This is a genomic window from Methylobacter tundripaludum SV96 (genome assembly GCF_000190755.2).
Classification (GTDB): domain Bacteria; phylum Pseudomonadota; class Gammaproteobacteria; order Methylococcales; family Methylomonadaceae; genus Methylobacter_A; species Methylobacter_A tundripaludum.
This window is the reverse complement of record NZ_JH109152.1, coordinates 1,081,998-1,096,012: the sequence shown is the minus strand read 5'-3', so window position 1 is coordinate 1,096,012 and position 14,015 is coordinate 1,081,998. Positions and strand designations below refer to the sequence as shown.

Genomic DNA, 14,015 nt, shown 5'->3' with positions numbered 1-14,015 from the left:
TTAAAATAATTCACCACGAAGGCACGAAGAACACGAAAAAAATAAAACTTCGTGTTCTTCGTGCCTTCGTGGTGAATAAAAGATTTGTGATTAATGAGAAATTGTTTACCGTCCGGGCAATCCGGCAGCCAGGGCTTTTATCTGTAACAGGTAATACGGCGGTTTTGATGCCGCTACGCCGCCATTAAGCGTACTTGACTGATGCAGTCGATTGACTACCGCAAGCAGTTGCCCATTTGGCCCAAAGCTGAACGAATCCACCCACGAAAGGCGCGGGCACTGAGCCAGTCGTTGATACTTTTTATCGGCCGAAATAACGCCGATCGCATTGGCCGCCAACTCGCCCAGATAGATGTTGTTATCCTTGTCGATTGTGATGCCGTCTGAAATCGGCTTATCGCTGTAGCGTTGAACGCGATTTGCCAACATCCCGGCATCCAGGCTTTCATCGACCAGATCGTCCGCCTTTATCCGATAAAGGCTGAATCCATGCATCGGGCCAAAATAAACCCATTCGTTGCTCAGGTCTTCGGTGATCGGGTTGACTCCGATATGAGGCCTAACCCATTTTCCGGCTTTATCTTTAACTTGAACCGGTACATTATCAATAATCAAATCGACCTCTTCGGGAATAACGCTGTGATGACCTTCCAGTACGCGTCTTGCCGTTCCTGTGCCTAGGTTGACGACAATCAGCGCCGCATTTGCGCCACCGGCCGGATCGCTGATAAAAATATGATTGTGCCGAATATCGACCGCGAAATCGTTAACAAAAGCATCCTTGGGCGCTACCGGTGTCGGTAAATGGATAACCTGATGCAGTTTATTGCTGCGAGTGTCCCATCCCACCAGCTTAGGCGTGACGCTGCTGCGCATGCCGTTATCCAGCATCCACACGATGCCGTAGGCATCCGCTCGGATGCCCAGCACGGAATCCAGCTTCAGATTCGATATTGAATCGGAATCCGCCAGTTCTTTGTTGGGAAACGGCAGCAGCGCATTATTTTTATATTCAACCACCGTGTATTTAGGCTGATAAAACTGATGCATGCTCATGATGATGCGGCCATTATCGGTAACGGTAACATTGCCCGGACCGGTATCGAGATTGGCGATGACGTCGAATTTTGAATCGGGTTGTGCCGCCGCTTCAAATGCGAACATCAATAAAAGGGCGGTGACTTTAACGAGGGTATTCATAAATAGCTCCATTGGAAAAAGATTCATTGAAAACATTACTCCGTCGAGTCAAGGCTGTTAAATGATCTTTATTCATGGCGGTATTTATAAATTTTGTGAGGCCGGGGGCGACAGCGGATATTCAAATAAAATCATGTCAGTCCGGTCTTGGCGTATTGCCGAACTTCATTCCGCCATATTCATCGCCATAAAGCAGTCAGTCGCGACCGTCAGCAAATGGCTCAGAATGTGTCAGCCAATGCCAAATTGTAACGGCGGATGGAAGAAATTGCGTCGATCAGCAGTATCTAACCGCATTCTCACAATGACTCGACGCAATTTCGGAAAGCCTCATTTTCACTACGCAAAAAGACGGTTCGTGAAAACACATGCACTATCGCTTCTGGGGACTACTCGACTCTTGTCTCGCAGCCGAAGTTAAATAAATGCTGTGTCTATTATTATGCTGTACCAAGGTGGCATGGGGCTATGCTAGACTTGTTGCGTCTTTAGCGGTGCTTTGTCATAAATGTCACTGAATAACTGATGTTACGCAGTTAGCCGAATTTCGACCGCTTTAACATTCGGGCTGTTCTCGATAAAAGCTCCGGTGCTCGGCGCGGCATACCATCCGTGCGTAACATCAGTGAATAAATCTGAAAAGCTGCACTTCATAAGTCTAAGACCAACTTATTTAAATTATTTTAATGAAAAATATAATATTTATATTAGTTATAGCTTTTTTTATTTCAGATTGTGGCGCTGACGCTAGAGTTTTGGCGGAAATAATATCCCAAGCAAACGCCAAGTCCAAGGCTTTGAAAAACAAGAAAGCGAAGAAAAAAGTTAAGGCTGAAAGCACTATTTCAAAACATATAAAGCCAAAAAAAATAGCCCCGAATAAAAGCAACGTTTTACAAGATACAAAACCTAAAGAAATAGTGACCTCAGAAGAACTGGAAATTAGAAATGATCTTGCTTATATGCCTAATGAGGATAAACCATTCACCGGCAAACATGAGAAATATCATTCAAATAAAAAGAAATATATTGAAACAAATTATAAAGATGGGAAGAAAAATGGATTACTTATTATGTGGGATGAAAACGAGCATGAAATAGGTCAATTAAGCTTTATAAACGGGAATCAGCAAGAAAATTAAGCGTTATTGCCCCCTTACCTTCCCGTTTTTATTCTATCGTTTCAACCCACCGACAACGGTCATTCACAACATTGGCTGTATTCTTGTTGCCAATGCCTTTAGCGATGAGCGCAACCACTCGATCATCGGTATCATAACCTACGTGCGCGTCAATAGGATTGGCGAATTTACCCAAGCCGAATGCGTCAAGGATGGTCGCAACATTGATATTGATATTAGTCACATCAATGCAGAGTCTTGAGTCCAGATACTTTTCTACAAAACCATGTGGAATCGCATAACTTAATAAATCGTTTGGATCGCTAAAGGCAATGATGGGCGTTTTAGCCAACATGCGTTGATTATATTTTTCGCCATTCGGTTGACAATACGCAGATTTTTGATTGCTTACATCGGGTAATTTACGGCCTAACTGCAACATGGGCAGTTGGTTGGACATCATATAAATGGGGATTTCTTTAGTCTTTAATGCCTCTGAGAAATCGACATCGCGCTTATCCAGTAAAGAAGCAATGCGCTGCATTCCATCGATAATTATGCGGCTGCCCAGGCTGTGCGAAATAAAGGCATACTGATCGATATGAGTATTAGCCGCTGCTGTGTCGTCATTAAATGAACAGGCTTGCGTCACATCATCAGGCAAATCATCCCAGCTGCTTTTGGTCATCCAACAGAAAGATTGGCCGAATGAAACCTGTATATCTTCCCTGCTCTCTCCCAGATAGATAATTGGGTCAGGACCGGTATCATTGGAGAACCTCTTCATCAGGTTATTGACTTCAGCCCTGCGAAAGGAATATTCCCCCGAATTATCATAGGCCAGCACTTCTTTTTGCTTGGCGGTAATGACCGACCAGCTTAATTCATAAAACAGTAATTCCTTGCTTCTGTCTTTGCTTAGCAACCGGTTGATTCTTAAGTTGCCCAGATTTTTGCTTGAATCAAGTCGACTGGTCAGGGTAATGTTTTTGTACTGCGTTGACATCACCGGCAGATTCAGCTCTTTGGCCAGCTTTTCGACAAATTGCGTGGAATATCCCGGTAAATGATCGCCCACCCCATGCACCATGAGCACCTTCATTTTGCCTTGCTTACTGTTCAGAAACGGCGAAAGCCCTTTAAAAGATTTTCCCCATATTTCGCAAAGACGGGTATCGGCCAATTGCTGTTTTTCCAGAAAGGCTTCAGCCATACCCTTACCCAGGCTCGCACAGCCGCTTAGTTGGGCTGTGACAATAAGCAGCCAGGAAATGTTAACGATGTGTTTCATGGGTGATTTTATAAACCGGGCTTTGTGGCTGTAACCAACGCATTGACTTCAAGTCTGTGGCTAAGGGTGATGTCTGAAAATCCGCTATCACGTAGTTGATCTAACGCCACCGATTCGCGCATGACATGATTTTCCGATTCATCGCTAAACAAATGCACTATCCAGTGTTCCAGCACGTCCAGTTTATTGATCCGGGTCAGCACCTTGAAATAACCGCTGACTTCCTGCTGTATGGTGCGCGTATGTTGGGAAACATCATCCAAGCCGTAACGGTCGCCGTTAATGAATTGACCGCCGGGTTTTAAAATCCTGAAAATCTCTTGTATGACTTCCTTGCGATAAGTATCGAGAAAATTGTGTAAGGTATACGCCGAAGCCACCATATCGACGCTGTCGCTTGCAATGTTTGTTAACGCCGTCAAGGCATCATCGCCGCAAAAAGCCAGTTTGCCTTCTAGCGCCCATTTGTTCAGATGCGTTTTGGCCTGTTCCTGCATAACCGGTTCGTTATCGATACTTAGGATATTGAGCTTATCTGACGCGGTTAATAGCGATAAGGTGGTAATGCCGGTGCCGCCGCCCAGTTCTACAACAGTCAGGTTATCGCTTGCCTGCGCGGAATACTCTGCGGCTGCAACACCTACCAAGCGGCTCATTTGGGTTGCTAAGGGACAGATTAAGTTGAGCAGTTCATAATCCTGCCCGATCACGCCGGAAAATAGGGCGTCGTATTGTGATTTGTCGGTCATTATAATTTAGCTTGTTGTTTGCGGTCGAAAGCGGCCAATTGTTCGTCCGTCGCTTCGGTTTGGAATTTATCTTTCCACTCTTTATAAGGCATGCCGTAGACCACTTCCCTGGCCTGCTCATAATCCATCGCTATGCCCTGCTCTGCTGCCTCCGCCATATACCATTTAGCCAGGCAGTTTCTGCAAAAATCCGCCAATATCATTAACTCGATGTTTTGAACCTCGGTGTGCTTTTGTAAATGACTGACTAAGCGTCTGAATGCAGCCGCTTCTAATTCTGTTTGTGTGCTTTTATCCACTGATTTACTCCAAAAATAATCGATATTCTAGCAGAAACGACTATTCAAGCATGTACATTCCTCAGTAAAGATTTTACAATGAACTGTGTTAAATTTGTGTAGCAACTCGCTTTAAATATGAGAGTTCATAATTCATCATTAACTTTTTCGCCCATCGGCCATAACCAGAAAGTTGGCAGGACCGATAGTGCGAAAAATAAAGACGAAAATGAACTATCCGCCGCCACAAAAGACACTCAAAACAAAAAATTTAATCAGCCTTCTTCACCTGAAGAGATTAAAAAAACACTGGATAATGTTAGCTTAGCCATTGATTTATCAGGCCAAGATAACATCATTAAACCAACCGACTCACGAACCTTAAGAGCGCTTTCTGCCTATAATCAGGCATTCAATGCACCGCTGCGAGACCAACGTGCTCAATTGATAACAGGAATAGATGCTTACGCCTGATCACCCCTACCTTCAGTTACTATGAAACAGCTTTTCGAATTTTTCCCTATCCTTTTATTTTTTATTGCGTTTAAAATTTACGATATTTATGTCGCCACCGCCGTTGTTATTGTGGCAACCATTATCCAGGTAGCTTATGCCTGGTTTAAACACCGCAAGGTTGAAACCATGCAATGGATTACGCTGGGGTTGATTCTGGTGATGGGTGGCGCAACGCTTTATTTGCAGGATGAGCAATTTATCAAATGGAAACTCTCCATCATAGAATGGCTATTTGGCACTGCCTTTTTGGGTAGCCAGTTTGTCGGTAAAAAAACCTTCATTGAAAAAATGCTGTCGGGCAATTTAACCTTGCCCGCATTGATCTGGAAACGATTAAATACCTTATGGGGCTGCTTTTTTATCAGTGTAGGCTTTATCAATCTTTATGTGATGTACAATTACAATACCGATGATTGGGTTACCTTTAAAACATTTGGCGTACCGGCTTTAATGGTTGTTTTTATTTTGCTGCAAATGGTTTTTTTATATAAACACATCCCCGATACAGAGGAATAAGCAGTGCTATACGCCATTATCAGTGAAGATGTAGCGGATAGTCTTGAGAAAAGGTTATCCGTACGCCCGGCGCACCTTAAGCGACTGCAAGAGCTCCAGGATGCCGGACGTCTGATATTAGCAGGCCCTCATCCCTCAATTGACAGTGACAATCCCGGTGCAGCGGGTTTTACAGGCAGCTTGGTGGTTGCTGAATTTGACAGTCTGACAGATGCCCAACAATGGGCGGACGTTGATCCTTACATCGATGCCGGGGTTTATGCCAAGGTTACCGTTAAACCATTTAAAAAGGTCTTTCCACAATGACATCCGAACTCATTAAACAACTGTTAAATGATGCTTTTAAACCGGAGCTTCTAGAAATTATTGATAACAGTACGGCTCATGCCGGACATGCCGGCGCGCGTAGCGGCGGCGGACACTATCATGTTTCTATTGTCGCTGAAATTTTTGAAGGCAGATCTTTAGTTCAACGACATCAGCTTATTTATAATGCGTTGGGCGACATGATGAAACAACAAATTCATGCCTTAGGCATTAATGCTCTCTCACCCTCTGAAGAAACCAAAGGAAGATTATAAATGAAAAAAAAATTCATCCCTCTACTTGTTGTCGGCACAGCATTGATTGCCGGTTGTAATCAAGAAAAAGCCACTAATGTCGGCAGCGCTCCAGCTGCAACCGCCACACCTGCGGTTGATAAAGCCGATGCTGTTGCTGTTGTTAATGGCCAGTATATCGCCAAATCAACGCTTGAGACCTTGGAAAAAGAAATCGCCGAACGTAGCCACGGACAAACATTTCCTAAAGAAAAACTGGTTGAAGAACTCATTCAACGTGAGTTGCTGGTTCAGGATGCTACGCAAAAACAACTGGACAAGTCACCTGAACTTGTAGCGCAGCTTGAAGCCGCTAAAAAAGCATTACTGACCCAAGCCGATCTGCAAAACTTCATTAAAGCCAATCCGGTAACTGATGCAGAAATCAAAGCCGAATACGACAGCAAAGTTGCCGCTGAAAAGGGCACCGAATATAAAGCGCGTCATATCCTGGTTAAAACCGAAACCGAAGCTAAAAAACTGATTACCGAATTGGATAAGGGGGCGGATTTTGCCAAATTAGCCAACAAGAATTCATTAGACGCTAAAGAATCGCAAAATGGCGGTGATTTAGGCTGGTTTTCTGCCGCACAAATGGTTGCACCTTTCTCTGAAGCAGTGGCCGCACTGGAAAAAGGCAAATACACCAAAGAACCCGTTAAGACCCAGTTTGGCTTTCATGTGATTTTGAAAGAAGATTCCCGCCCGGTAACACCTCCACCCTTGGAAGCGGTTAAAGAGCAATTGACGCCTTTCCTGCAACGCAAAAAAGTTCAAGAGATGATCGAAACATTGCGCAAACAGGCAAAAGTGGAAATATTGGTGCCACTGACTGACGAAACACCAAAAGCGGAAACGGCTCCGGCAGAACCTGCAACGCCAACTGCTGAGGAAGCACCAGCAGCGGCTGAACCTGCCAAGGCTATTGAAAAAGCTCCGGCAGCAGCCGAAGAGAAACCGGCTACTCCTGCGGCAGAACCTGCACCCGCAGCCCCGGCAGAAACAAAAAAATAAGCGTTACGTTATACAAAAAAGGGCGGTTTATCCGCCCTTTTTTTATGTAATTTTTTCCAGATACTGCACTATAAACTGCACGCTGCGATTGCCCCTGAACTCATTGATGTCCAGTTTATAAGCCGCCTTAATGTGCCGCAAACCCAGCCAGCTCTCCGGCTTATCCACATAAAAAGCAATCGCATCGATCAACAAATCGCCGAACGGTTTTCTCAGCACTAATTTAAGATGGCGCTGTCCGACTATGCGCGATTGAATAACATCGAAAACCCCATCAAAAACAGGTTCGGGAAATTCCTGCCCCCAAGTGCCTGCGTTTTGGAGCAAATCGGCAAACTCAATAGTCATCTCCTGTTCGGTCAACTCGCCATCGGAATAGATTTTCTGCTCCAAGTCGATAGTCACCAGACGCTTTCTGACCAAAGCATCAAAAGCCAACGCAAAAGGCGGATAATCGTGCATTTTTAAACTCATGCCTGCGGCCATCGCATGTCCGCCGAACTTACTCAGCAATTTAGGGTGTGCCGCGGCAATATCGCTCAATACATCACGAATGTGAACGCCGGGAATTGAGCGCGCCGAACCTTTTATCTCATCTTTCCCGGCAGGCGCAAAAGCGATAACGGGACGATGCAATTGATCTTTAATCCGCGATGCCAAAATGCCGATAACACCTTGATGCCAGCTTGAGTCGAACAAGCAGACGCCCGCAGGCAAATGGTGCTCATCAAGCTTTTTCATTTCACCTAACAAAGCCATCGCTTCGTTCTTCATTTGACCTTCAACTTCCCGGCGGTCATTGTTCAGCTCGTCGAGTTGCAAGGCCATTTCTTTTGCCAGAAGCGGATCTTCGGTTAGCAGACACTGAATCCCTAATGACATATCATCCATGCGTCCGGCTGCATTAAGCCTTGGCCCCAGCGCAAAGCCCAAATCGGAGGCAAAAATCGATTCAGGCTTTCTGCCCGACACCTCGATAAGCGCATTTATCCCCGGATGCGAGCGCCTCGTGCGTATTCTCAATAAGCCCTGATGCACCAAAACCCGGTTGATCTGATCGAGCGCCACCACGTCGGCGACCGTACCCAGTGCGACATAATCAAGCAACTGCGCGAGATTGGGTTCCTGAAGCTGATTCTTCTCGAACCAGTTCTTTTCTCTTAACCGGCTCCTTAAAGCCATTAATACATAAAAAATAACGCCGACACCGGCCAATGCGCCGCTGGGGAATTTATCATCGACCAGATTGGGATTTACAATGGCATCGGCAATAGGTAATTCATGAGCAGGTAAATGATGATCGGTAATCAGGACTTTTATGCCCAGGTCTTTGGCCACCCTAACCCCCTCCATGCTCGATATGCCGTTATCAACGGTAATAATGACATCAGGGTTTTGCAGCTTAACCAAATCGACAATTTCAGGTGTCAAACCGTAACCGTATTCAAAGCGGTTGGGCACGACAAATGTTACCTCCCCTGCCCCCAGTAACTTCAAGCCCTTGATAGCCACCGCACAGCTGGTTGCGCCATCGGCATCGAAATCGGCCACAATGCAAATCCGTTGTTGCTCATTGATGGCAGTGATCAAATGACCGACCATCTCTTCCATGCCCGATAACAGCCATGGCGACGGAAGTTTCGCCAGCGTCCGGTCCAATTCGGCTGTAGACGTTAAGCCCCTGGCTAAAAAGATACGTTCCAATACGGGATGCATTTCTCCCAGATTGGCGCGTTTTTTAGCGACCGGACGGGGAACGATGGTTTTTTTTACGCCTTGATAATACATGGGTTTCCAATAAAAAAGCCGACTGTTGTCGGCTTTAAATTATTTGATTGTTCGCTGGTTCCCAAGCTCCGGCTTGGGAATTCGGTTTTGGAAGCTCCAGCTTCCCGTCTCGCGAAGCTGGAGCTTCGCTTACTGGGTTCCCAAGCCGGAGCTTGGGAGGAACCAGCGACACATAAAACTTCGCGGTGAAAATTTATTATAAACAATCCAAAATAGCCCGCTTAACCGCATCCAAACTAGCTTCAATCGTCACAGGATGCTCAGCGGCACATTGCGAGATAGCGGTATCGGGATCTTTCAAGCCGTTACCGGTCAAGGTACAGACAATCTTGCTGCCTTCGGGGATTTTACCGGAACCGATGTCATGCAAGGCACCGGCTAATGAAGTTGCCGATGCCGGTTCACAAAAAATGCCTTCATACTGGGACAGCATTTTTTGCGCGGCTAGAATCTGTTCGTCGGTGAATTTGTCGAACCAGCCGCCGGATTCTTTTTGCGCGGCCCAGGCAAAATCCCAGGATTGCGGATGACCGATGCGTATCGCGGTGGCAATGGTTTCCGGCTCATCGATCATGTGACCGGCGACGAACGGTGCAGCTCCTGCCGCCTGATAACCGCACATAACCGGCCGAGTACTGCACACACGATCGGTAGCGTATTCGGTATAACCTTTCCAGTAGGCGGTGATATTTCCGGCATTGCCAACCGGCAGACAGTGATAGTCAGGCGCGAAACCGAGGTCGTCGACGATTTCAAAGGCGGCGGTTTTTTGTCCGTCAATCCTGAACGGGTTGATCGAGTTAACGATAGTGACCGGCGCATGTTCGGCGACTTCTTTAACCAATGCCATGCCTTTATCGAAGTTGCCGTTAATCTGGATGATTTCAGCGCCGTACATCAGGGTTTGCGCCAGCTTGCCTTGGGCAATCTTGCCGTCGGGAATCAACACGAAGGCTTTGATACCGGCGCGCGCCGCATACGCTGCTGCCGCGGCCGAGGTGTTACCGGTCGAGGCGCAGATGATGGCTTGACTGCCTTCTTCCACGGCCTTGGTGACCGCCATGGTCATGCCGCGATCCTTAAATGAACCGGTCGGGTTCAGGCCTTCAAACTTGACGTAAATATCAACCGACTTACCGATCAAGCGGGGGATATTTTGCAGTTGGATCAGCGGCGTATTGCCTTCGTTCAAGCTGATGATGCGGGTGCTTGCGCTGACCGGCAGACGGTCTCTGTAGCGTTCAATCAAGCCGGTGTAGTGTTTTTGCGTAGACATGTTTTTTTATCCCAAAGTTTCCAGACGGATGCGGTTGACTTTACCGGTAACGGTTTTTAACGCTTCAATTTCAGCGATAGCCGCGTTCATTTCTTTTTCAAGCGTGATCTGAGTCAGCATGATAATCGGTACCGACGTTTCATTGTTCAGCGGTACTTTTTGGCTGATAGCTTCAATGCTGATTTGATGATCGGCCAGAATCCGGGTCACTTCAGCCAAAACCCCCGGCTTGTCTTCTGCATTAAGCCGCAAATAATAAGAAGTCCTGAACATATCAGACGACAAAACCGGAATGTCGGCTAAGGCATCGGCTTGGAAGGCTAAATGCGGTACGCGGTTTTCAGGGTCGCTGGTTAAGGCTCTGACCACATCGATCACATCGGCAACAACAGAGGATGCAGTAGGCTCGGCTCCGGCTCCGGCGCCGTAATAAAGCGTAGGGCCGACGGCATCGCCTTTAATCAAAACGGCATTCATCACGCCGTCTACGTTGGCAATCAGACGACGCTCGGGAATCAGCGTCGGATGCACTCTTAACTCGATACCTTCGGGCGTTTTGCGGGCGATGCCCAAATGCTTGATGCGGTAACCCAGCTGCTCCGCGTACTCGACATCGGCGCGGGTGATTTTGGTAATGCCCTCGGTATAGACCTTGTCAAACTGCAACGGGATGCCAAAAGCAATGGAAGCCAGTATGGTTAATTTATGGCCGGCATCGATGCCTTCCACATCAAAGGTAGGATCGGCTTCTGCGTAGCCCAGAGCTTGAGCTTCGGCTAATACGTCGGCAAAATCGCGGCCCTTATCGCGCATTTCGGTCAGAATGAAATTACCGGTGCCGTTGATGATGCCCGCCAGCCACTCGATTTGGTTGCCGCTTAAGCCTTCGCGTATGGCTTTGATAATAGGAATGCCACCGGCGACAGCGGCTTCGAAGGCGACGATGACGCCTTTTTCGCTGGCTTTGGCGAAAATTTCGTTGCCGTGCAACGCAATCAGCGACTTATTGGCGGTAACGACATGCTTGCCGTTTTCGATGGCTTTCAACACCATGTCTTTGACCGGTCCGGCCCCGCCGATTAATTCCAGAATGATTTCAATTTCGGGATCATTGATGATTTCATAGGGATCGGTCGTTAAGGCGATGCCTTGCGTGTCGCAAATACGCGGCTTGTTTAAATCTTTGGCTGAGGCGCGGGTGATAATAATTTCACGACCTGCCCTGCGGGCGATTTCCGCCGCATTCCGCTTCAACACATTGACGGTACCGCCACCGACAGTACCTAATCCTAATACACCTACTTTTACCGGTTTCAAATCAAACTCCAGCTAAAAAATTATTATATGACCTTGTCTTTCTTCATCATATTGCGTATGCCGCGAACCGCCTGACGGGTACGGTGTTCATTCTCAATCAGGCCGAACCTGACATGATCATCGCCATGCTGGCCGAAACCAATGCCCGGCGAAACCGCAACTTTGGCCTCCGCCAGCAGTTTTTTGGAAAACTCAAGCGACCCCATGTGTTGATACGCTTCGGGAATACGCGCCCAAACGAACATCGTGGCTTTGGGTTTTTCAACCGGCCATCCTGCTGCCGCTAAGCCGTCGCACAGCACGTCGCGTCTTTTGCGGTACATCTCGGCAATTTCGGCAACGCATTCCTGCGGGCCTTCAAGCGCTGCAATCGCGGCAATCTGGATCGGCGTAAAGGTGCCGTAATCCAGATAAGATTTAATGCGTGCCAACGCGGAAACCAGCTCCTTGTTGCCGCACATGAAACCAACACGCCAGCCCGGCATGTTGTAGCTTTTCGACAGCGAGAAAAACTCGACTGCGATGTCTTTTGCGCCTTCGACTTGAAGAATCGACGGCGCCTTGTAGCCGTCGAAAACGATGTCCGCATAAGCAATATCCTGTACCACCCAGATGTTATGCTCTTTAGCGACGGCGATAATTTTCTCGAAAAAATCCAACTCCACGCACTGAGTAGTCGGATTGCCCGGAAAATTAAGGATCAGCATTTTCGGCTTGGGCCATGAATCGATAATGGCTTTGTGCAATTCTTCGAAGAAATCGCCGCCAGGAATCATCGGCACATGCCTAAGATCGGCACCGGCAATCACCACGCCGTAAGGATGGATCGGATAAGCGGGGTTCGGCACCAGCACCACATCCCCAGGCCCTAAAGTCGCCAACGCCAAATGCGCCAAACCTTCTTTTGAACCTATGGTAACAATCGCCTCGGTATCCGGGTCCAAATCGACATCAAAGCGGTTTTTATACCAGGTGCAGATGGCTTTTCTTAACCGGGGTATGCCTTTGGAAACCGAATAACGATGCGTGTCGGGACGTTGGGCAGATTCGATCAATTTAGTCACGATATGGTCGGGTGTGGCCTGATCGGGATTACCCATACCGAAATCGATAATATCTTCGCCCGCCGCTCGAGCTTTGGCTTTCAGATCAGTAACAATATTAAAAACGTAGGGAGGTAAACGACTTATTCTTTGAAATTGTTCCATTGACTGCTCTTGAAAAAACCGGTGTTTAAGTTAAAGTTAAAAAATGTTGCCCAAGGTACTGTTATTAATAAGCTATGTCAAACCGAAACAGCCTTGGAGGCCGGAATAAGGCTATCCAAGCGAAACGCCATGCCAAATAAAAACAGTATCCGGACAGGCTAATGATTCAAGCGTAATACTTGCTCCACACGTAGCAAATCTTCTTGGGTGTCGACACCGGCAGCCGGTGTTTGATCTACGATTTCCACCCGAATAGCTTCGCCGTGCCACAGTATTCTCAGCTGCTCCAGGGATTCGACCGACTCCAGCGTCGATGCATCCCATAGACAATACCGATTTAAAAAATCGACCGTGTAAGCGTACATGCCGATATGCCTGAGATGAGGCAGTTTCCCCGAGGGCAACCCACCGGACCGGGTAAACGCATCCCTTTCCCAAGGAATCGGCGCGCGACTAAAATAAAGCGCGTAACCGGCATGGTTCAAAACCACTTTGACGGCGTTGGGATTAAAAATTTCTTCGGGATCGGTGATTTTGGCCGCCAGTGTGGCGATACCCGCCTGCTTTTGACCGGCTAAAGCCGCAGCGACATCACGGATATAGGCAGGCGGAATAAGGGGTTCATCGCCTTGCAGATTCACGATGATTTCATCACCGGCCCAGCCGCAAAGCCTTGCGACCTCGGCAATTCTTTCCGTGCCGCTTTGATGGTCGGCGCGGGTCATGACCGCTTTAATGCCCAAATCAGTGACGGCCTGAAAAATCCGCTCATCATCGGTGGCGACAATGATTTCATCGGCATCGGCTTCCTGCGCGCGTTCGCAGACATGCGCAATCATCGGCTTGCCTGCAATCTTCAGCAGCGGTTTCCCCGGCAATCTTGTCGACCCGTATCTTGCCGGGATGACGACTTTAAAACGCACACTCATTTTTTTAATGCGTCGATTTCGTCGCTGGTTAATTCGCGGGCTTCATCTTCCAACATGACCGGAATATCGTCACGGATAGGGAAAGCAATACGGTCGGCTTTGCAGATAAGTTCCTGCTTGGACTTGTCATAAATCAACGGGCTCTTGCATAAAGGACAGGCCAGAATATCAAGCAGTTTTTTATCTATCATGGTTTTCTCGTAGTTGAAGTAA

The 14,015-nt window shown here is 47.4% G+C and carries 16 protein-coding genes; 6 read left to right on the top strand and 10 right to left on the bottom strand.

The genetic code is table 11. The features are described 5' to 3' along the window. Positions 1-105 precede the first annotated feature (105 nt). The gene (locus METTU_RS04980) at positions 106-1,200 is read right to left on the bottom strand and encodes an L-dopachrome tautomerase-related protein (protein WP_006890223.1); all 1,095 of its coding nucleotides are present in this window, start codon (positions 1,198-1,200) and stop codon (positions 106-108) included. A gap of 686 nt (positions 1,201-1,886) precedes the next feature. Between METTU_RS04980 and METTU_RS04975 the strand changes: the two genes are divergently transcribed. Then, a complete protein-coding gene (locus tag METTU_RS04975) occupies positions 1,887-2,342 on the top strand; it encodes a toxin-antitoxin system YwqK family antitoxin (RefSeq protein ID WP_006890222.1) in 456 nt (151 codons plus the stop codon). Positions 2,343-2,370: 28 nt separating this feature from the next. Here the strand turns inward: METTU_RS04975 and METTU_RS04970 are convergent, their stop codons facing one another. Genes METTU_RS04970 through METTU_RS04960 form a run of 3 tightly spaced genes read right to left on the bottom strand, consistent with a single transcriptional unit; the run spans position 2,371 to position 4,660 of the window. After that, the gene (locus METTU_RS04970; RefSeq protein ID WP_006890221.1) at positions 2,371-3,612 is read right to left on the bottom strand and encodes a hypothetical protein; all 1,242 of its coding nucleotides are present in this window, start codon (positions 3,610-3,612) and stop codon (positions 2,371-2,373) included. Positions 3,613-3,620: 8 nt separating this feature from the next. After that, on the bottom strand, positions 3,621-4,361 hold the full coding sequence (locus METTU_RS04965; RefSeq protein ID WP_006890220.1) for a class I SAM-dependent methyltransferase: 741 nt from the start codon (positions 4,359-4,361) through the stop codon (positions 3,621-3,623). Then, positions 4,361-4,660: a DUF1244 domain-containing protein gene (locus tag METTU_RS04960; protein WP_006890219.1), complete on the bottom strand. Its 300-nt coding sequence runs from the start codon at positions 4,658-4,660 to the stop codon at positions 4,361-4,363. Before METTU_RS04960 ends, METTU_RS04965 begins: the two co-directional genes overlap by 1 nt. 117 nt (positions 4,661-4,777) lie before the next feature. On the opposite strand from METTU_RS04960, the gene METTU_RS04955 reads away from it, so the two are divergent. The 5 genes from METTU_RS04955 to METTU_RS04935 are packed head-to-tail and all read left to right on the top strand — an operon-like array spanning position 4,778 to position 7,284. Then, positions 4,778-5,113, top strand: a complete 336-nt coding sequence (locus METTU_RS04955) for a hypothetical protein (protein WP_006890218.1) — start codon at positions 4,778-4,780, stop codon at positions 5,111-5,113. A 21-nt stretch (positions 5,114-5,134) separates the two neighbouring features. Next, positions 5,135-5,671, top strand: a complete 537-nt coding sequence (locus METTU_RS04950) for a septation protein A (RefSeq protein ID WP_006890217.1) — start codon at positions 5,135-5,137, stop codon at positions 5,669-5,671. 3 nt (positions 5,672-5,674) lie between these two features. Further along, positions 5,675-5,977, top strand: coding sequence for a YciI family protein (locus METTU_RS04945; protein ID WP_006890216.1), 303 nt, complete (start codon positions 5,675-5,677; stop codon positions 5,975-5,977). Further along, positions 5,974-6,252 (top strand): BolA family protein, encoded by a 279-nt coding sequence (locus METTU_RS04940; RefSeq protein WP_006890215.1) that lies wholly within the window; start codon positions 5,974-5,976, stop codon positions 6,250-6,252. The genes METTU_RS04945 and METTU_RS04940 overlap by 4 nt, the downstream gene beginning before the upstream one ends. Next, positions 6,253-7,284, top strand: a complete 1,032-nt coding sequence (locus METTU_RS04935) for a peptidylprolyl isomerase (protein WP_006890214.1) — start codon at positions 6,253-6,255, stop codon at positions 7,282-7,284. A gap of 42 nt (positions 7,285-7,326) precedes the next feature. Here the strand turns inward: METTU_RS04935 and recJ are convergent, their stop codons facing one another. From recJ to METTU_RS04905, 6 genes are all read right to left on the bottom strand, one after another. After that, positions 7,327-9,072 carry a single-stranded-DNA-specific exonuclease RecJ gene (gene recJ / locus METTU_RS04930; protein WP_006890213.1) on the bottom strand — a complete coding sequence of 582 codons (1,746 nt, stop codon included), beginning with the start codon at positions 9,070-9,072 and terminating at the stop codon, positions 7,327-7,329. A 196-nt stretch (positions 9,073-9,268) separates the two neighbouring features. After that, positions 9,269-10,348 (bottom strand): threonine synthase, encoded by a 1,080-nt coding sequence (gene thrC, locus METTU_RS04925; RefSeq protein WP_006890212.1) that lies wholly within the window; start codon positions 10,346-10,348, stop codon positions 9,269-9,271. Between the two features lie 6 nt (positions 10,349-10,354). Continuing rightward, positions 10,355-11,665: a homoserine dehydrogenase gene (locus METTU_RS04920; RefSeq protein ID WP_006890211.1), complete on the bottom strand. Its 1,311-nt coding sequence runs from the start codon at positions 11,663-11,665 to the stop codon at positions 10,355-10,357. Positions 11,666-11,688: 23 nt separating this feature from the next. Next, the gene (gene alaC / locus METTU_RS04915; protein ID WP_006890210.1) at positions 11,689-12,873 is read right to left on the bottom strand and encodes an alanine transaminase; all 1,185 of its coding nucleotides are present in this window, start codon (positions 12,871-12,873) and stop codon (positions 11,689-11,691) included. A gap of 158 nt (positions 12,874-13,031) precedes the next feature. Continuing rightward, entirely contained in the window at positions 13,032-13,802 is a 771-nt protein-coding gene (kdsB, locus tag METTU_RS04910) for a 3-deoxy-manno-octulosonate cytidylyltransferase (protein WP_006890209.1), read from the bottom strand. After that, positions 13,799-13,993, bottom strand: coding sequence for a Trm112 family protein (locus METTU_RS04905; RefSeq protein ID WP_006890208.1), 195 nt, complete (start codon positions 13,991-13,993; stop codon positions 13,799-13,801). Before METTU_RS04905 ends, kdsB begins: the two co-directional genes overlap by 4 nt. Positions 13,994-14,015: the final 22 nt, after the last annotated feature.

What these genes read in the sequence shown, in the direction of transcription:
- METTU_RS04980 (WP_006890223.1), bottom strand. Translation starts at nt 1,200, where the DNA reads ATGAATACCCTCGTTAAAGTCACCGCCCTTTTATTGATGTTCGCATTT.
- METTU_RS04975 (WP_006890222.1), top strand. Translation starts at nt 1,887, where the DNA reads ATGAAAAATATAATATTTATATTAGTTATAGCTTTTTTTATTTCAGAT.
- METTU_RS04970 (WP_006890221.1), bottom strand. Translation starts at nt 3,612, where the DNA reads ATGAAACACATCGTTAACATTTCCTGGCTGCTTATTGTCACAGCCCAA.
- METTU_RS04965 (WP_006890220.1), bottom strand. Translation starts at nt 4,361, where the DNA reads ATGACCGACAAATCACAATACGACGCCCTATTTTCCGGCGTGATCGGG.
- METTU_RS04955 (WP_006890218.1), top strand. Translation starts at nt 4,778, where the DNA reads ATGAGAGTTCATAATTCATCATTAACTTTTTCGCCCATCGGCCATAAC.
- METTU_RS04950 (WP_006890217.1), top strand. Translation starts at nt 5,135, where the DNA reads ATGAAACAGCTTTTCGAATTTTTCCCTATCCTTTTATTTTTTATTGCG.
- METTU_RS04940 (WP_006890215.1), top strand. Translation starts at nt 5,974, where the DNA reads ATGACATCCGAACTCATTAAACAACTGTTAAATGATGCTTTTAAACCG.
- METTU_RS04935 (WP_006890214.1), top strand. Translation starts at nt 6,253, where the DNA reads ATGAAAAAAAAATTCATCCCTCTACTTGTTGTCGGCACAGCATTGATT.
- recJ (WP_006890213.1), bottom strand. Translation starts at nt 9,072, where the DNA reads ATGTATTATCAAGGCGTAAAAAAAACCATCGTTCCCCGTCCGGTCGCT.
- thrC (WP_006890212.1), bottom strand. Translation starts at nt 10,348, where the DNA reads ATGTCTACGCAAAAACACTACACCGGCTTGATTGAACGCTACAGAGAC.
- alaC (WP_006890210.1), bottom strand. Translation starts at nt 12,873, where the DNA reads ATGGAACAATTTCAAAGAATAAGTCGTTTACCTCCCTACGTTTTTAAT.
- kdsB (WP_006890209.1), bottom strand. Translation starts at nt 13,802, where the DNA reads ATGAGTGTGCGTTTTAAAGTCGTCATCCCGGCAAGATACGGGTCGACA.
- METTU_RS04905 (WP_006890208.1), bottom strand. Translation starts at nt 13,993, where the DNA reads ATGATAGATAAAAAACTGCTTGATATTCTGGCCTGTCCTTTATGCAAG.